The organism is Citrobacter youngae (genome assembly GCF_003818115.1).
Lineage (GTDB): Bacteria > Pseudomonadota > Gammaproteobacteria > Enterobacterales > Enterobacteriaceae > Citrobacter > Citrobacter youngae.
On sequence record NZ_RPOI01000008.1, the window covers coordinates 43,289 to 61,604 of the forward strand.

The following is an 18,316-nucleotide window of genomic DNA, read 5'->3' on the forward strand; positions in this document are numbered from 1 at the left end:
TGATGAACATGTTCAATACATGAACAGTCCAGGAGAGTTTTAAATGGCTGCCCTTAATTCAAAAGTCAAAAAGGCCGTTATCCCGGTTGCGGGATTAGGAACCAGGATGTTACCGGCTACGAAGGCAATCCCGAAAGAGATGCTACCGTTGGTTGATAAGCCATTAATTCAGTACGTCGTGAACGAATGTATTGCTGCGGGCATCACTGAAATTGTACTCGTGACTCACTCGTCTAAAAATTCAATTGAAAACCACTTTGATACCAGCTTTGAACTTGAAGCGATGCTTGAAAAGCGCGTAAAACGTCAGCTTCTGGAAGAAGTGCAATCTATTTGCCCTCCGCATGTCACTATTATGCAGGTGCGTCAGGGGTTGGCAAAAGGTCTGGGGCACGCGGTATTGTGTGCCCATCCGGTTGTTGGCGATGAACCCGTTGCGGTCATCCTGCCGGACGTTATTCTTGACGAATACGAATCTGATTTATCCCGTGACAACCTTGCTGAAATGATCCACCGTTTTGATGAAACAGGCAGCAGCCAGATTATGGTGGAGCCTGTAGCAGACGTAACGGCTTATGGCGTTGTTGATTGCAAGGGCGTTGAATTAACGCCTGGTGAAAGCGTACCGATGGTTGGCGTGGTAGAAAAACCGAAAGCAGACGTTGCGCCATCTAATCTGGCCGTTGTGGGGCGTTATGTTCTCAGTGCGGATATCTGGCCTCTGCTGGCAAAAACACCTCCGGGAGCAGGTGATGAAATTCAGCTGACCGATGCTATCGATATGCTGATCGAAAAAGAAACGGTAGAAGCCTATCACATGAAGGGTAAAAGCCATGACTGTGGTAATAAGCTGGGCTATATGCAGGCGTTTGTTGAATATGGTATTCGCCATAATACGCTTGGCACTGAATTTAAAGCGTGGCTTGAAGATGAGATGGGTATTAAGAAGTAACCTCGCGGTATTATAAGGACAGAACGGCGCTGCTAATCCAGCGCCGTTTTTTTATACCTAATTTGGGTAGGGCGATGTGCGAAGTACGGGTAAAAAAATCCCGCCAGTGGCGGGATTTTAAGCAAACTATTTCTGAATTATTCCTTGATCAGGAAATCGTCCAGTTGTTTACCTTGTTCTTCCATCGCTTTTTTGATCACGGCCGGTGTACGACCCTGGCCAGTCCAGGTTTTAGTTTCACCGTTTTCGTCAACGTAGCTATATTTAGCCGGGCGCGCTGCGCGTTTAGCTTTGGTACCGGACTTAACCGCTGCCATGCTATTCAGCAGTTCGTTCGGATCAATACCATCAGCAATCAGCATTTCACGATATTGTTGCAGTTTACGAGTACGCTCTTCAACTTCAGCAGCCGCAGCGCTTTCTTCTTCGCGACGCTCGCTAACTACAACTTCTAATTTTTCCAGCATTTCTTCAAGCGTTTCCAGAGTACATTCTCTCGCCTGCGCACGAAGAGTACGGATGTTGTTCAGAATTTTAAGTGCTTCGCTCATTGTAGTAATCTCAAACTTATATTGGGGGTGGTTTGTTGAGCTAATAATAGAGCGATAAATTCAGTTGTGCAATAGCCAGGAATGTAAGGAATTCAAAATTGCTCTTTATTTAGTGTCTGTATTAATTGTTCTGTCTTAATTTTACGACGATGTCGGGCATAAAAAAGGCTTATTGGTATGCGGGCTTCATGGCAGCAGCGAGTAAAAATTCAAGATTCAGGTCACATTTCATGGTGTACAAATAGTATCTCTTTGCAGTGATTTCAACCTTTTGTATTAGTTTTGCTTACGGGAATCCCCTATTACAAGGTGGCTATCGTTAGATGCAATAACAATAAGGGCAGGGTTTCTTTATTGCGCTGTGATGATAAGTGACGTTGATGAATTTCAGGAGCACTATTTGTGAAAGAGTGTGTATATACTCATCATACTTCAGGTTGTTTGTGCTTTGGCAGCGGACTTTCACTCTATCGTACACTTGAGAAAGTACTCAAGGACACTTCCGCGCAGCGGGGTATTTAGACGAAACAGGGCGATGTTCGCACGTTCTTTTATACATCCCGGATGCCACGCTGCACCGACATGTTTGTGAAATATGATACAATCCTGCCCATATTTATTTTCCCCGGTGAGGGCCGATACACAATGGCACAGCTTTATTTTTACTATTCTGCAATGAATGCAGGCAAGTCGACGGCATTGCTGCAATCTTCATACAATTATCAGGAACGTGGGATGCGTGCCGTTGTATATACAGCGGAAATTGATGACCGTTTTGGCGCGGGAAAAGTAAGTTCACGTATAGGCCTGTCGTCACCTGCAAAATTGTTTAACCAAAATTCATCATTGTTCGAGGAGATTCGTGCGGAGAATGCGCAGCAACGAATTCACTGCGTGCTGGTTGATGAGTCTCAGTTTCTGACGCGACAGCAGGTTTATGAATTATCAGAGGTTGTTGATCAACTGGATATTCCCGTGTTGTGTTATGGCTTACGCACTGATTTTCGTGGTGAACTCTTCGGTGGTAGCGAATACCTGCTTGCATGGTCAGATAAGCTGGTTGAATTAAAAACTATTTGTTTCTGTGGCCGTAAGGCCAGCATGGTATTACGCCTTGATCAGGCCGGAAGGCCTTATAACGAAGGAGAGCAGGTCGTTATAGGCGGAAATGAACGCTATGTATCGGTGTGCCGCAAGCATTATAAGGAAGCACAGTCTGAAGGCTCTCTGACGGCCATTCAGGAACGTCACAGCCACGATTAACCCTCCTCTGTTCTCCTGCTGAGTTAAAATCGCAGGGTAGGCCTCTGTTTTAGCCAGAAGCGATACCCTGCGTATTGCCTTCTGGTGCCACTTTCACACCTATTTCCCTCACGCCTTTTCACCTCGGTGGCTGGCGTCTGCATAGTCTGATTTTCGCTGAGTATGGCAAAAAAAAACGGCCCCAAAGGGCCGTTTATGAAGATACTAAAACTTATGTGAGTGCATTAAGCGGATTTTTTCGCTTTTTTCTCTGCTTTAGGCGCTGCTGCTGGCTCAGTTTTAGCAGCAGTTTCACCTTCGCTATACTCACGACCGTAGTACGTATCCAGCAGGATCTGTTTGAGTTCAGAAATCAGCGGGTAACGCGGGTTAGCACCGGTGCACTGGTCGTCAAACGCATCCTCAGACAGTTTGTCGACGTGTGCCAGGAAGTCAGCTTCCTGAACGCCAGCTTCACGGATAGATTTAGGAATACCCAGTTCAGCTTTGATTTCTTCCAGCCATGCCAGCAGTTTCTGGATTTTAGCCGCAGTACGGTCGCCCTGTGCGCTTAAACCCAGATGGTCTGCGATTTCGGCGTAGCGACGACGCGCTTGCGGACGATCATACTGGCTGAAAGCAGTCTGTTTAGTCGGGTTGTCGTTCGCGTTATAACGAATGACGTTGCTGATCAGCAGGGCGTTCGCCAGACCGTGAGGAATGTGGAACTGAGAACCCAGCTTGTGCGCCATTGAGTGACATACACCCAGGAAGGCGTTAGCAAACGCAATACCGGCGATGGTCGCTGCACTGTGAACACGCTCACGCGCTACCGGGTTCTTAGAACCTTCATGGTAGGACGCAGGCAGGTTTTCTTTCAGCAGTTTCAGCGCTTGCAGAGCCTGACCGTCAGAGAATTCAGATGCCAGTACGGAAACGTAAGCTTCCAGAGCGTGAGTCACCGCATCCAGACCACCGAATGCACACAGTGATTTCGGCATATCCATAACCAGGTTGGCATCGACAATTGCCATGTCTGGGGTCAATGCGTAGTCAGCCAGCGGGTATTTCTGACCCGTTGCATCGTCGGTAACAACCGCAAACGGAGTCACTTCAGAACCAGTACCGGAAGTGGTGGTGACGGCGATCATTTTCGCTTTCACGCCCATTTTCGGGAACTTATAGATACGTTTACGGATGTCCATAAAGCGCAGCGCCAGCTCTTCGAAATGGGTTTCCGGATGTTCGTACATCACCCACATGATTTTCGCGGCGTCCATCGGGGAACCACCGCCCAGTGCGATGATAACGTCAGGCTTGAAGGAGTTAGCCAGCTCAGCACCTTTACGAACAACGGTCAGAGTCGGGTCAGCTTCAACTTCAAAGAACACTTCGGTTTCAACGCCGGCTGCTTTCAGAACGGAGGTGATCTGGTCTGCATAACCGTTGTTAAACAGGAAGCGGTCGGTAACGATCAGCGCACGTTTGTGACCATCGGTAATCACTTCATCCAGTGCGATTGGCAGTGAGCCACGACGGAAGTAGATAGATTTCGGAAGTTTGTGCCACAACATGTTTTCAGCTCGCTTAGCAACGGTTTTCTTGTTGATCAGGTGCTTAGGACCAACGTTTTCAGAGATGGAGTTACCACCCCAGGAACCACAACCCAGAGTCAGGGAAGGTGCGAGCTTAAAGTTGTACAGGTCGCCGATACCACCCTGTGAAGCCGGGGTGTTAATCAGGATACGCGCAGTTTTCATCATCTGACCGAAGTAAGCAACGCGTTCTGGTTGGTTGTCCTGGTCAGTGTACAGGCAAGAAGTGTGGCCGATACCACCCATCGCAACCAGTTTCTCTGCTTTGTCTACCGCATCTTCGAAATCTTTCGCACGGTACATCGCCAGCGTCGGGGACAGTTTTTCGTGAGCAAACGGCTCGCTTTCATCAACAACTTTCACTTCACCGATCAGGATCTTAGTTGTTTCCGGAACCGAGAAGCCTGCCAGTTCAGCAATTTTATATGCCGGCTGACCAACGATAGCGGCGTTCAGTGCGCCATTTTTCAGGATAACGTCCTGAACAGCTTTCAGCTCTTTACCCTGCAGCATGTAGCCGCCGTGGCTAGCGAAACGTTCACGAACTGCATCGTATACAGAGTCAACAACAACAACGGACTGTTCAGAAGCACAGATTACGCCGTTATCGAAGGTTTTAGACATCAGAACAGAAGCAACTGCGCGCTTAATATCCGCAGTTTCGTCAATAACAACCGGGGTGTTACCTGCACCTACACCGATTGCTGGTTTACCGGAGCTGTATGCTGCTTTAACCATGCCTGGACCGCCGGTCGCAAGGATTAGGTTGATGTCCGGGTGATGCATCAGAGCATTAGACAGTTCAACGGAAGGTTGATCGATCCAGCCGATCAGATCTTTCGGTGCGCCAGCAGCGATAGCAGCCTGCAGAACGATGTCAGCCGCTTTGTTAGTGGCATCTTTAGCACGCGGATGTGGAGAGAAGATGATGGCGTTACGCGTCTTCAGGCTGATCAGCGATTTGAAGATAGCAGTAGATGTCGGGTTAGTGGTCGGAACGATACCGCAGATGATACCAATCGGTTCAGCGATGGTGATAGTACCGAAAGTGTCGTCTTCAGACAGGACACCACAGGTCTTTTCATCTTTATAAGCGTTGTAAATGTATTCGGAAGCAAAGTGGTTTTTGATCACTTTGTCTTCGACGATGCCCATGCCGGATTCGGCAACGGCCATTTTCGCGAGAGGGATTCGAGCGTCTGCGGCTGCCAGAGCGGCGGCGCGGAAGATTTTGTCAACCTGTTCTTGAGTGAAACTGGCATATTCACGCTGGGCTTTTTTTACGCGCTCTACAAGTGCGTTAAGTTCAGCGACATTAGTAACAGCCATAATGCTCTCCTGATAATGTTAAACTTTTTTAGTAAATCATCTGCTCGATACGAGAGTATAGACAGACCGACGAAAAATTGTATAACGTTTTGAAAATCAAACGGTTAATTAACGTCCACTTTACTTTGATTTACTAAAAGAGCTTATGCGTTAGCGTCATTTAACTCTAACGCGTTACCTCCAGGTGGCGTAAGCAAGATTACTCACTTCTGAGTAGTAATTGCGTGATCTGGATCAAATTTCCGCAAAGCTGACACCTTTCAGCAGGCCCTTTTAGCGTTTCTTGGTAAGTGTTAAAAAATTGATGTAATGAATGAGGTTAACATTAGCATATTTAATACATATTAATAACACTGAGTAATGGTAGCGTATTTACGTAGATATACGCAGATAGCAGGTGAAGTATGCTGACAAAAGGCGTATCTTCAGCGCGGATTTCATCAATTTTATGACTCATTTTATCCGGCTAACGCTTCGGAGCTAACCGTGATCCATACGCTATTCGATTTTCCTGTTTATTTTAAATTTTTCATTGGGTTATTTGCATTGGTCAACCCGGTAGGGATCATCCCTGTCTTTATCAGCATGACCAGCTACCAGACCGCTGCCGCACGCAATAAAACCAACCTTACGGCAAACCTGTCGGTTGCTATCATTCTGTGGATCTCTCTGTTTCTGGGGGATGGAATTCTGCAATTGTTTGGTATCTCAATTGATTCGTTCAGGATTGCCGGTGGTATCCTGGTCGTGACTATCGCGATGTCGATGATCAGCGGAAAACTTGGGGAAGATAAGCAAAACAAGCAGGAAAAGTCGGAGACGGCGATACGCGAGAGCATTGGCGTTGTCCCGTTAGCGCTGCCGTTAATGGCGGGACCGGGGGCAATAAGCTCAACGATCGTCTGGGGCACGCGTTACCATAGTGCTATTAATCTGTTCGGCTTTTTCGTGGCGATTGCGCTGTTTGCGCTGTGTTGTTGGGGATTGTTTCGTATGGCGCCGTGGTTAGTTCGCCTGCTGGGCCAAACGGGCATCAACGTCATTACGCGTATTATGGGGTTGTTACTCATGGCGTTGGGCATTGAGTTCATTGTGACCGGGATCAAATCCATTTTCCCGGGCTTACTTGCCTGAATCCACCGAATCAATATAAACGGAGCTGCTTCCAGGCTCCGTTTCCCACCATTATCAGTAATACTTCTCACTAAAGTTGAAACGCGCCATAGCAGTAATAAAAGATGCTGATAGCCACTGCATTTTTATGTATTGATTTTCAACACAATTATCTTTTCAGCAGAACAGATGAACCAGGGCAGCATTGTTATTTTATTAACATCATACTCTTGGGCTTGCTGAAGGATTATCGAAATGTTATTAGTTATTTCAGCACCTAATTTAGATGAATGTGCTAATTAATAACCAATTGTTAAATTTATGTGCATTTTAACGTATCTTCGATGCCGGACAGGGCGATGAGTCGGGCGTCTCACGTAATGCATTGAATTAATTTATTTTATTGTTAAAAAATTGCCGTGTTAATGCTTTTGTTGTGCATTTTTTTTCGATAAAAGAGAATTAGTTAACAAATCTGTAAAATGTATTGGCGGTGAAGAAACGCATTTGATACTTTCCGGCCAGGTATTTAGCAGAAGATTTCACGTTGATGAGAATAATTTTCATTTAATCTCTCTCAACAGGGTAATAGCGTGCTTCCGGCAGGGGAGGCACGTAGATAATCGACGCAAGGCGATCAAACGAATCGCCAGAATAAATAAAGTCGGTGATAGCGAGCAGTAAACAAAAAAACACCTGACGGCAGAAAATCTCCGGTGTCGTACAGGGATCCTGACAGGATTAACAGTCTGGTTATAAAACCAGCCATAATAATGAGGGAGTACAAACACAATGACTAACATCACTAAAAAAAGTTTAGTAGCTGCGGGGATCCTAACTGCGCTAATCGCTGGAAATGTTGCTACAGCAGCAGTGGTACCAGCAGGCGTTCAGTTGGCTGAGAAGCAGACTCTGGTGCGTAATAATGGTTCGGAAGTTCAGTCACTCGATCCGCATAAAATCGAAGGTGTGCCGGAATCCAACATTAGCCGTGATTTATTTGAAGGTTTATTAATCAGTGACGTTGATGGCAAACCATCGCCGGGTGTGGCTGATAAATGGGAAAATAAAGATTTTAAAGTCTGGACATTCCATCTGCGTAAAGACGCTAAATGGTCTGATGGAACGCCTGTTACCGCACAAGATTTCGTCTATAGCTGGCAACGTCTGGCGAACCCCAATACTGCTTCACCGTACGCCAGCTATTTACAGTACGGACATATTGTCAATATTGATGACATCATCGCTGGTAAGAAGCCAGTTACCGATCTCGGTGTAAAAGCGATTGATGACCATACCTTTGAAGTGACTCTGAGTGAACCTGTTCCTTATTTCTACAAACTCCTTGTGCACTCTTCTCTTTCCCCTGTGCCTAAAGCCGTGGTGGAAAAATTCGGTGAAAAATGGACCCAGCCCGCTAACATCGTTTCTAACGGCTCTTATAAACTGAAAGACTGGGTTGTCAACGAGCGTATTGTACTTGAGCGTAATACTCACTACTGGGACAACGCGAAAACCATTATTAACCAGGTCACATACCTGCCAATTTCTTCTGAAGTGACTGACGTGAACCGCTATCGCAGCGGTGAAATCGACATGACCTATAACAACATGCCGATTGAGTTATTCCAGAAACTGAAAAAAGAGATCCCGAACGAAGTTCACGTTGATCCTTATCTGTGCACCTACTATTACGAAATTAACAACCAAAAAGCACCGTTCAACGATGTTCGTGTACGTACCGCCCTGAAGCTGGCGCTGGATCGTGACATCATCGTCAACAAAGTGAAAAACCAGGGCGATCTGCCCGCCTATAGCTTTACCCCGCCGTATACTGATGGCGCTAAACTGGTTGAGCCAGAGTGGTTCAAGTGGTCACAGGAAAAACGTAACGAAGAGGCGAAAAAACTGCTGGCCGAAGCTGGCTTCACCGCTGAAAAACCGTTGACCTTTGATCTGCTGTATAACACCTCCGATCTGCACAAGAAGCTGGCTATCGCTGCGGCATCCATCTGGAAGAAAAATCTGGGTGCGAATGTGAAACTGGAAAATCAGGAGTGGAAGACGTTCCTCGATACGCGTCATCAGGGCAACTATGATGTTTCACGCGCAGGCTGGTGTGCGGATTATAACGAACCGACGTCTTTCCTGAATATGGTACTGTCCGATAGCTCCAACAACACCGTCCACTATAAGAGCCCTGCATTTGACAAGTTGATTGCTGATACCCTGAAAGCAACTGATGATGCTCAGCGCAGTGAACTGTATTCGCAAGCAGAACAGCTGCTGGATAAAGACTCTGCAATTGTACCGGTGTTCTACTACGTCAACGCCCGTCTGGTGAAACCTTGGGTAGGCGGATACTCCGGTAAAGACCCGATGGATAATATCCACGTTAAAGACTTGTATATTATCAAGCATTAATGGCAAGACGTGGGGCGATTAAGGTTGCCCCACAGTGTCTTTTTCTTCGAACTATAAATACCTCTTTAGACAAAGAGAGGTATACCCTAAATAATTCACGTTGCAGGAAGGCGGCAACGCAGCGAATCGCCAGGAGCTTACTTAAGTAAGTGACGGGCGTGAGCGAGCAAAGCCAACGCATCTGCAGCTTGAAGTATGACGGGTATAAAGGCACACGCCAGAAGGTACGGGCAATGTTGAAATTTATATTACGCCGCTGTCTGGAAGCGATTCCGACACTATTTATTCTTATTACGATTTCATTCTTTATGATGCGTCTTGCGCCGGGAAGTCCTTTCACCGGAGAGCGCGCCTTGCCGCCAGAAGTTCTGGCGAATATTGAAGCGAAATACCATCTTAATGATCCGATCTCAACGCAGTACTTTAGCTATCTGAAACAGCTGGCGCACGGTGATTTTGGACCATCCTTTAAATATAAAGACTACACCGTTAATGACCTGGTCGCGTCAAGCTTTCCGGTTTCCGCGAAGCTGGGGGCTGCGGCCTTTATTCTGGCGGTGGTGATCGGTGTTAGTGCGGGCGTAATCGCCGCGTTGAAGCAAAACACGCGTTGGGATTATACGGTTATGGGGGTGGCGATGACCGGGGTGGTGATCCCCAGTTTTGTCGTTGCCCCCTTATTAGTCATGATATTTGCGATCACACTGAAATGGCTACCCGGTGGCGGTTGGAACGGTGGGGCGCTGAAATTTATGATCCTGCCCATGGTGGCGCTATCCCTGGCCTATATTGCCAGTATTGCGCGTATTACCCGCGGCTCGATGATTGAAGTGCTGCACTCTAACTTTATTCGGACCGCGCGTGCTAAAGGGTTGCCGATGCGACGGATTATTTTCCGCCATGCGTTAAAACCTGCGCTGTTGCCGGTGTTGTCCTATATGGGACCCGCGTTTGTCGGCATCATTACCGGTTCGATGGTTATTGAAACTATCTATGGTTTACCGGGGATTGGGCAGTTGTTTGTGAATGGCGCATTAAACCGCGATTACTCGCTGGTACTGAGCCTGACTATTCTGGTTGGCGCGCTGACCATCGTGTTTAACGCGATTGTCGATGTGCTGTATGCCGTAATCGACCCGAAAATCCGTTACTGATACTGGAGCTCGCTATGATGTTAAGTAAGAAAAACAGCGAAGCGCTGGAGAATTTCAGTGAGAAGCTGGAGGTCGAAGGCCGCAGCCTGTGGCAGGACGCTCGTCGACGCTTTATGCATAACCGAGCGGCAGTAGCCAGCCTCGTGGTACTGGTGATTATTGCGCTGTTTGTGACGTTGGCACCCATGTTATCGCAGTTTACCTACTTCGATACTGACTGGGGCATGATGTCCAGCGCGCCTGATACGGAGTCTGGGCACTATTTTGGCACTGACTCATCTGGCCGTGATCTGCTGGTGAGGGTGGCTATTGGTGGACGGATCTCGTTGATGGTGGGGATTGCTGCGGCGCTGGTGGCGGTGATTGTGGGCACGCTGTACGGTTCACTGTCGGGTTACCTGGGCGGCAAAATCGACTCTGTGATGATGCGTCTGCTGGAAATCCTTAACTCCTTCCCGTTCATGTTCTTCGTTATTCTGTTGGTTACCTTCTTTGGGCAAAACATCCTGTTAATCTTTGTGGCGATTGGGATGGTGTCCTGGCTTGATATGGCGCGTATCGTTCGTGGCCAGACGCTGAGCCTGAAGCGCAAAGAGTTTATTGAAGCAGCCCAGGTCGGTGGGGTGTCTACCGTGCGTATTGTTGTGCGACACATTGTGCCAAACGTACTCGGTGTGGTGGTGGTCTACGCCTCATTGCTGGTTCCCAGCATGATCCTGTTTGAATCGTTCCTGAGCTTCCTGGGACTTGGCACACAAGAGCCGCTAAGTAGCTGGGGCGCACTGCTCAGCGATGGTGCCAACTCGATGGAAGTATCACCATGGTTACTGCTGTTTCCGGCAGGGTTCCTGGTGGTGACGCTATTTTGTTTTAACTTTATTGGCGATGGCCTGCGTGATGCCCTCGACCCGAAAGACCGTTAAGGAGTGCCGCCATGAGCGTAATTGAGACCTCAACCGCGCCGCTCGCGCAACAACAGGCTAACGCACTGCTAAACGTTACCGATCTGCGTGTGACGTTTGCCACCCCAGATGGTGATGTTACTGCAGTAAACGATTTAAACTTTTCACTACGCGCCGGGGAAACGCTGGGTATTGTTGGTGAGTCTGGTTCAGGTAAGTCGCAGACTGCATTTGCCTTGATGGGCCTGCTGGCCGCAAATGGCCGGATTGGCGGCTCCGCTACATTCAACGGTCGTGAGATCCTGAACTTACCGGAGCGTGAGCTGAACAAGCTACGCGCCGAGCAAATCTCGATGATCTTCCAGGATCCCATGACCTCTCTGAATCCGTATATGCGGGTCGGCGAACAGTTAATGGAAGTTCTGATGCTACACAAAGGTATGAGCAAAGCGGAAGCCTTTGAAGAATCAGTCAGGATGCTGGATGCGGTGAAAATGCCGGAAGCGCGTAAGCGTATGAAAATGTATCCGCATGAATTCTCCGGCGGGATGCGGCAACGTGTGATGATCGCCATGGCGCTTCTGTGCAGGCCAAAGTTACTGATTGCCGATGAACCCACTACTGCGCTGGATGTCACGGTTCAGGCGCAAATCATGACGCTGCTGAATGAACTGAAAAGTGAATTCAATACCGCAATTATTATGATTACTCACGACCTCGGTGTTGTTGCTGGTATTTGCGACAAGGTGTTGGTGATGTATGCCGGACGCACGATGGAATATGGTAGTGCGCGTGATGTCTTTTATAAGCCGGTTCATCCGTATTCGATTGGCCTGCTTAATGCCGTCCCGCGTCTGGATGCCGAAGGGGAAGAAATGCTGACTATCCCGGGTAATCCGCCGAATCTGTTGCGTTTACCGAAAGGCTGCCCGTTCCAGCCCCGTTGCCCGCATGCCATGGAAATCTGTAGCAGTGCTCCGCCACTGGAAGAGTTTAGTCCGGGCCGTCTGCGCGCCTGCTTTAAACCGGTGGAGGAACTGGTATGAATGCGGTAACCGAACAACGAAAAGTACTCCTCGAAATTGCCGATCTGAAAGTCCATTTCGACATCAAAGATGGTAAACAGTGGTTCTGGCAACCGTCGAAAACGCTGAAAGCCGTTGATGGCGTGACCCTACGTCTGTATGAGGGCGAAACATTAGGCGTAGTGGGGGAATCGGGTTGCGGGAAATCGACGTTTGCGCGTGCGATTATCGGTCTGGTAAAAGCGACTGATGGTAAAGTCGCCTGGCTCGGCAAAGATTTGCTTGGCATGAAACCCGATGAGTGGCGGGCAGTGCGCAGTGACATCCAGATGATTTTCCAGGATCCGCTGGCATCGTTAAACCCACGTATGACCATCGGTGAAATTATCGCCGAACCGCTGCGGACTTATCACCCGAATCTGCCTGGGCAGGAAGTCCGTGACCGCGTAAAGGCGATGATGATGAAAGTGGGGTTACTGCCTAACCTGATTAACCGCTACCCGCACGAGTTTTCCGGTGGGCAGTGCCAGCGTATTGGTATTGCTCGCGCGTTGATCCTTGAGCCGAAGCTGATAATTTGTGATGAGCCTGTATCCGCGCTGGATGTGTCGATTCAGGCGCAGGTTGTTAACCTGTTGCAGCAATTACAGCGTGAGATGGGCTTATCATTAATCTTCATTGCCCATGACCTGGCAGTGGTTAAGCATATTTCCGATCGTGTGCTGGTGATGTATCTCGGACATGCGGTGGAGTTGGGGACCTATGACGAGGTGTACCATAATCCGCTGCATCCCTATACCAAAGCACTAATGTCAGCGGTGCCAATTCCCGATCCTGATATGGAGAGGAACAAGGTTATCCAACTGCTGGAAGGTGAGTTACCCTCCCCGATTAATCCGCCTTCGGGGTGTGTGTTCCGCACACGTTGTCCGATCGCCGGCCCAGAATGCGCGAAAACGCGTCCTGTACTTGAAGGGAGTTTCCGACACGCGGTTTCCTGCTTAAAAGTAGACCCGCTATAATCGAGAGGGCTGACACACTGTCAGCCCTTCTTTTTGGTGAGGTAAATGTGTCAGGCTTAGTCTCTTCTGTTCGCCGTACTCTCTATCGTACATTATTTGATTTAGACACGCGCTCGGGGCGCCGTTTTGAAGGCATGTGCGCACTGTTCGCATTGCTGAGCGTGATTGTTATCTTCATTGAGTCTGGGGTCGGGACGCAATACCATTTAACCTATGATGAATGGCATATTTTTGTCTGGCTGGAAGTCTTTATTACGCTGGTCTTTACCATCGAATATCTGCTCAGATTGTGCTGCTGGGCCAATCCTGCAAAATATGTGTTTAGCTTTTGGGGAATTATCGATCTCGCGACAATTCTGCCACTGTATGTGATGTGGCTATGGCCGGAAATTAGTCTGAGTTATGTTTTCGCCTGGCGAGCGATGCGCGTGCTGCGTGTACTGCGAATACTCAAACTGCTGCGATTTATGCCGTCGCTGCGTGTGTTCTGGAGCGCAATTAAAAGTGCCCGTCATCAGTTGATGCTGTTTTATTCGTTTATTGCCATTCTGATGATTGTCTTTGGCGCCCTGATGTACCTGATTGAAGGCCCGAAATATGGTTTTACTACGCTGAATGCGTCGGTATATTGGGCAATCGTTACGGTTACAACTGTTGGCTATGGTGATATTACCCCGCATACACCGCTTGGCCGCATGGTTGCGTCAGTGCTGATCCTGATTGGTTATTCGGTTATCGCAATCCCGACAGGATTGATAACAACACATATGAGTAGTGCGTTTCAGCACCGGCAAAATCAGCGCAAATGTCCACAGTGCCAACAAAGCCAGCATGAGCACAGCGCGCAATTTTGTAATCGTTGCGGAAGTAAATTGCCTGACTAGAAATAAAAAAAGCTGCGAGAGCAGCTTTTTGTTTTCATTATTCACGCCAGAGGATGTGGCAGAGTTTGTGATCTTTTTCGCGACATAACAGAACACGCGCAAAAATATCGTTAATCTCGCCGTCTTCTGAGTCTGCCAGACCAATCACCACTTCGGCGAAGAAGTCAGGATTCAGGTCAAAATCAACGTGCTCCTGCCAGTCTTGTGCAGGGTCGAATAACTCTGCACCGCCACGCTCTTCAAACTGCAAATTGAACAGAAGGATGTCGGCCGGATCGAGATTGTCCGCCGCCAGTTCGAGAAAAATGTCATAAGCCTGCTCGAGCGTTTCGTCTTCGGTCAGGCGGTTGTTCAAATCCATATCCATAATGACTACCTGTTTACTGTCTGATGGGCACGTTTTACAGCAACGGGCTAAAGAAGTAAAACAGTCGCTCAGCGATACGCTGCCAGAGTGGTCGTTTTACCCACAAACGTGCATCCAGCAGGCGGGAACGCGAAATATAATCATCCTGTACCGCAGCGAGGTCACCGCCGAATCCGGCATCGTCAATCACTAGTGTTATCTCAAAATTCAGCCACAGGCTGCGCATATCCAGGTTAACAGTACCGACCAGACTTAATTCGCCATCGACCAGCACGCTCTTGGTATGTAACAACCCACCTTCGAACTGGTAGATTTTCACGCCTGCCGCCAGCAACTCGGTGAAAAAAGCCCGACTTGCCCAGCCAACCAGCATCGAGTCATTCTTGCGTGGAAGAATGATGCTGACATCTACACCACGCTGCGCTGCCGTACAGATGGCGTGCAGCAGATCGTCACTGGGGACGAAGTAGGGGGTGGTCATGATTAAATATTCACGAGCAGAATATGCGGCGGTCAATAAGGCCTGATGGATCAAGTCTTCAGGGAAGCCAGGACCGGAGGCAATAGTGTGAATGGTGTGCCCGCTGGCCTGCTCAAACGGCATGATGTTGACATCGGGAGGCGGCGGTAAAATACGTTTACCGGTTTCAATTTCCCAGTCGCATGAGTAGACGATCCCCATGGCAGTGGCCACCGGGCCTTCCATTCTTGCCATTAAATCAACCCATTGTCCGACACCGGCATCCTGTTTAAAGAAACGCGGATCGACCATATTCATGCTACCGGTGTAGGCGATGTAGTTGTCGATCATGATCATTTTACGGTGCTGGCGCAGGTCCATACGGCGTAAAAATACACGCATCAGGTTAACCTTCAGCGCTTCGACCACCTCGATACCCGCGTTGCGCATCATCGCCGCCCACGGACTGCGGAAGAACGCCACGCTGCCGGCGGAGTCCAGCATCAAACGACAGTGAATCCCCCGTCTGGCGGCGGCCATTAATGATTCCGCTACCTGATCGGCCATACCGCCAGGTTGCCAGATGTAGAACACCATTTCGATGTTGTGGCGCGCCAACTGAATATCGCGGATCAGCGCCTGCATCACGTCATCTGAACTGGTGAGCAGCTGCAGCTGATTTCCCTTAACGCCGGCGATTCCTTGACGACGCTCGCACAGTTTAAATAAGGAGGAGGCGACGCTGCTGTTTTCTTGCGCGAAAATATGTTTGCAGGCTTTGAGATCGTTCAGCCATTTGGCTGTTGATGGCCACATCGCTCTGGCGCGCTCGGCGCGGCGTTTGCCCAGGTGGAGTTCACCAAAGGACAGATAAGCAATGATCCCTACCAATGGCAGTATATAGATGATCAAAAGCCAGGCCATTGCGGAGGGTACTGCGCGTCGCTTCATCAGAATGCGTAACGTTACGCCAGCAATGAGTACCCAGTAACCCAGAATGACCAGCCAACTCACCACGGTGTAGAAGGTTGTCATAAAATTAAAAATCCTTTTGAAAGCGTATTGTTAAGAGTTTACGCATCAGGAGTCATCTGGCAAATAAAAACACGGGAAAACCACTGGTCTGCATGCGGTCTGGGGGTATAATGCCCGCTCTGTGACTGGAAGAGAGTTAACATGAAGCGTAGTAGAACGGAAGTGGGACGCTGGCGGATGCTGCGTCAGGCTAGTCGCCGTAAAGCACGTTGGCTTGAAGGGCAATCGCGCCGTAACATGCGTATCCACTCCATCAGAAAATGCATTCTCAATCATCAACGAAATTCGTTGCTGTTTGCGATCTACAGCATTTGATCCAAAAAGGGCACCGTTGCGGTGCCCAATGTATTCCTGTCCGTTCTGTTTCTTAAAATACTTTTTTGTATTGTCATTCGGCCTATTTCGAAGAATTCCGCGTAAAAACGTTCTGTTACGCTAACGCCTTCTATTACCTGCCTTTCGGCCTTCCAATCATCACACTTTGAGTACAAGTGTTACATTGCGGGTAGCTTAGAGCAACGAGTTTTGTGTACACTTTTGCGTACTCAAAAGCCAAATGTGTACCCATTCAATGATCACTGACACAAAGCTCAGGAAGGCCCTTGGCAAGAAGCGCGATGATATCGAAACCATTTCAGATTCTCACGGACTCAACGCAAGGATCAGCCAGGCTGGAAAAGTTTCTTTCTTCTACCGATACAGGTGGGCTGGTAAAGCTGTAAAACTCAATGTCGGTGATTATCCAGCAATGAGCATTGCTCAGGCAAGGGAAAGGCGTCAGCAGTTCAGAACGTGGCTAACTGAAGGTTTAGATCCTCGCGAGCAAGTGAAGCTGGAAAAATTATCTCGCGAAGGTTCTATGACAGTGGCTGAAGCCTTCAATTATTGGATCGAGAAACACTGCATCGCTAATCAACTTACAAAGACGGATTATTATCAGCTGGTATTCGCCAAACATATCGCCGAACCGATGCGGAACGTCAAAGTTGATAACTCGACAAAAATGCACTGGATAGATGTATTTGATCAGATTGAAAGCAGGGTAATGGCCCACTATATGCTTTCACTGTGCAAGCGCTCATTCAGGTTCTGTATCAACAGGGGCGTTATATCGACTAACCCGCTCGAGGGGTTGCTACCCACTGATGTTGGGCAAAAGCCGAAAAAGAGAACACGGCGTCTGGATGACAGTGAACTGGTGGCAATTTATCGCTGGCTGCAAAATCGCATGTCGATAGAATCCGTATTTCTTGTGAAATTTATTATGCTGACCGGCTGTAGAACGGCAGAAATTCGATTAAGCGAAAGGTCGTGGTTTAGACTGAATGAAAATGAGTGGATAGTTCCAGCTGGAAGTTACAAAACACGAGTGCACATGAGAAGGGCTCTTTCTGATGCTGCGGTGGGGTTGGTCAAAAATCATCTTGAGAAGATCAACACAAAACATTTAGTCACCTCACAGCGCTTACTGGATGGTGAAATCAAAGACGTCCCAGTACATTCGCCAGTCGCTTCAAACTACGCGAGGTATATTTGGTCTGCTGCGGGAATGGAACCCTGGTCTCTCCATGATATGAGGAGAACGATCGCGACAAACCTCTCAGAACTTGGCTGTCCTCCGCATGTAATTGAAAAACTACTTGGTCATCAGATGGTCGGTGTAATGGCTCACTATAATCTGCACGACTACATCGATGACCAAAAACATTGGCTCCACGTTTGGCAGAGCCATCTTGAAAGTATCATTGGTGAGCCATTCAGTTAATTGGCTGCTTCACACCTTCCCACTCTTTGATTGACTCCGACTTCCAGCGGTTTGGGTTGCCAGGAAAATCAGGAGCAGGGAACGGCTTCGCAAAACCCCGCGGCATAGTTTCTGTGCTTTGCCATGACCAAAGGGTTTTACGTGAGATTTTGTATCGACTGGTCAGGTCTGACGTCAGCAAAATATCATCCATCGTTTTTCTCCAATGGCCCGTACTGGGCCATTTATAAAAGTAATATTAACTCACCTGACCAGGCAGCGCGCGCAACCGACGCATACCTGTCATAGCCGTGGCCACGTAGCTCGCCTTGCGGTTCACTACTTCTACCCAGACCTTCACACCTTCAACTCTAACCGTGTATGTCTCTTTCATCTTGCTGCGCCCGTAGTCGCCGTAGCGTTCGTGATGAGTGGCCAGCGCGATGTCGCATGCCTGACGCGCTAACGGGGATTGCTGATTGCCTCGGTTAATCAGTCGCATTACATCTCCTCAATG

17 protein-coding genes are annotated in these 18,316 nt (G+C 48.5%); 11 read left to right on the plus strand and 6 right to left on the minus strand.

Annotated features, from left to right (window positions below; all coding sequences use genetic code 11):
• The first annotated feature begins 43 nt into the window (after positions 1 to 43).
• On the plus strand, positions 44 to 952 hold the full coding sequence (galU, locus tag EHN13_RS07020) for a UTP--glucose-1-phosphate uridylyltransferase GalU (protein ID WP_101742305.1): 909 nt from the start codon (positions 44 to 46) through the stop codon (positions 950 to 952).
• 137 nt (positions 953 to 1,089) lie between these two features.
• On the opposite strand, the gene hns is transcribed toward galU, so the two are convergent.
• A complete protein-coding gene (gene hns, locus EHN13_RS07025) occupies positions 1,090 to 1,503 on the minus strand; it encodes a histone-like nucleoid-structuring protein H-NS (protein ID WP_003020723.1) in 414 nt (137 codons plus the stop codon).
• A 645-nt stretch (positions 1,504 to 2,148) separates the two neighbouring features.
• Here hns and tdk point away from each other — a divergent pair.
• Positions 2,149 to 2,766: a thymidine kinase gene (tdk, locus tag EHN13_RS07030; RefSeq protein ID WP_005126397.1), complete on the plus strand. Its 618-nt coding sequence runs from the start codon at positions 2,149 to 2,151 to the stop codon at positions 2,764 to 2,766.
• Between the two features lie 224 nt (positions 2,767 to 2,990).
• Here tdk and adhE read toward each other — a convergent pair whose 3' ends face one another.
• On the minus strand, positions 2,991 to 5,669 hold the full coding sequence (gene adhE / locus EHN13_RS07035) for a bifunctional acetaldehyde-CoA/alcohol dehydrogenase (protein WP_124021106.1): 2,679 nt from the start codon (positions 5,667 to 5,669) through the stop codon (positions 2,991 to 2,993).
• Positions 5,670 to 6,155: 486 nt separating this feature from the next.
• Here adhE and ychE point away from each other — a divergent pair, with 486 nt between their 5' ends.
• From ychE to EHN13_RS07075, 7 genes are all read left to right on the plus strand, one after another.
• Entirely contained in the window at positions 6,156 to 6,803 is a 648-nt protein-coding gene (gene ychE, locus EHN13_RS07040) for an NAAT family transporter YchE (RefSeq protein ID WP_048211478.1), read from the plus strand.
• A 771-nt stretch (positions 6,804 to 7,574) separates the two neighbouring features.
• On the plus strand, positions 7,575 to 9,206 hold the full coding sequence (gene oppA, locus EHN13_RS07050) for an oligopeptide ABC transporter substrate-binding protein OppA (RefSeq protein ID WP_048211480.1): 1,632 nt from the start codon (positions 7,575 to 7,577) through the stop codon (positions 9,204 to 9,206).
• A 233-nt stretch (positions 9,207 to 9,439) separates the two neighbouring features.
• Positions 9,440 to 10,360, plus strand: a complete 921-nt coding sequence (oppB, locus tag EHN13_RS07055) for an oligopeptide ABC transporter permease OppB (protein ID WP_005126405.1) — start codon at positions 9,440 to 9,442, stop codon at positions 10,358 to 10,360.
• A gap of 14 nt (positions 10,361 to 10,374) precedes the next feature.
• Positions 10,375 to 11,283 carry an oligopeptide ABC transporter permease OppC gene (gene oppC / locus EHN13_RS07060; protein ID WP_048211481.1) on the plus strand — a complete coding sequence of 303 codons (909 nt, stop codon included), beginning with the start codon at positions 10,375 to 10,377 and terminating at the stop codon, positions 11,281 to 11,283.
• An 11-nt stretch (positions 11,284 to 11,294) separates the two neighbouring features.
• Positions 11,295 to 12,308, plus strand: coding sequence for a murein tripeptide/oligopeptide ABC transporter ATP-binding protein OppD (gene oppD, locus EHN13_RS07065; RefSeq protein WP_124021107.1), 1,014 nt, complete (start codon positions 11,295 to 11,297; stop codon positions 12,306 to 12,308).
• Positions 12,305 to 13,309: a murein tripeptide/oligopeptide ABC transporter ATP-binding protein OppF gene (oppF, locus tag EHN13_RS07070; protein WP_048211482.1), complete on the plus strand. Its 1,005-nt coding sequence runs from the start codon at positions 12,305 to 12,307 to the stop codon at positions 13,307 to 13,309. The genes oppD and oppF overlap by 4 nt, the downstream gene beginning before the upstream one ends.
• A 47-nt stretch (positions 13,310 to 13,356) precedes the next feature.
• Positions 13,357 to 14,193 (plus strand): ion transporter, encoded by an 837-nt coding sequence (locus EHN13_RS07075; protein WP_048211483.1) that lies wholly within the window; start codon positions 13,357 to 13,359, stop codon positions 14,191 to 14,193.
• 37 nt (positions 14,194 to 14,230) lie between these two features.
• Here the strand turns inward: EHN13_RS07075 and EHN13_RS07080 are convergent, their stop codons facing one another.
• Complete coding sequence (locus tag EHN13_RS07080; protein ID WP_040233211.1) at positions 14,231 to 14,560, minus strand: HI1450 family dsDNA-mimic protein; 330 nt, start codon at positions 14,558 to 14,560, stop codon at positions 14,231 to 14,233.
• 34 nt (positions 14,561 to 14,594) lie between these two features.
• Complete coding sequence (cls, locus tag EHN13_RS07085; RefSeq protein ID WP_048211484.1) at positions 14,595 to 16,055, minus strand: cardiolipin synthase; 1,461 nt, start codon at positions 16,053 to 16,055, stop codon at positions 14,595 to 14,597.
• Positions 16,056 to 16,196: 141 nt separating this feature from the next.
• On the opposite strand from cls, the gene EHN13_RS07090 reads away from it, so the two are divergent.
• Both EHN13_RS07090 and EHN13_RS07095 read left to right on the plus strand, forming a co-directional pair.
• Positions 16,197 to 16,370 carry a YciY family protein gene (locus tag EHN13_RS07090; RefSeq protein ID WP_005126414.1) on the plus strand — a complete coding sequence of 58 codons (174 nt, stop codon included), beginning with the start codon at positions 16,197 to 16,199 and terminating at the stop codon, positions 16,368 to 16,370.
• Positions 16,371 to 16,626: 256 nt separating this feature from the next.
• Complete coding sequence (locus EHN13_RS07095) at positions 16,627 to 17,820, plus strand: tyrosine-type recombinase/integrase (protein WP_124021108.1); 1,194 nt, start codon at positions 16,627 to 16,629, stop codon at positions 17,818 to 17,820.
• Here EHN13_RS07095 and EHN13_RS07100 read toward each other — a convergent pair.
• Complete coding sequence (locus EHN13_RS07100) at positions 17,813 to 18,013, minus strand: excisionase (protein ID WP_124021109.1); 201 nt, start codon at positions 18,011 to 18,013, stop codon at positions 17,813 to 17,815. The two genes, EHN13_RS07095 and EHN13_RS07100, sit on opposite strands and share 8 nt — an antisense overlap.
• A 45-nt stretch (positions 18,014 to 18,058) precedes the next feature.
• Positions 18,059 to 18,301, minus strand: a complete 243-nt coding sequence (locus EHN13_RS07105; RefSeq protein WP_005121071.1) for a DUF4060 family protein — start codon at positions 18,299 to 18,301, stop codon at positions 18,059 to 18,061.
• Between the last annotated feature and the right edge of the window lie 15 nt (positions 18,302 to 18,316).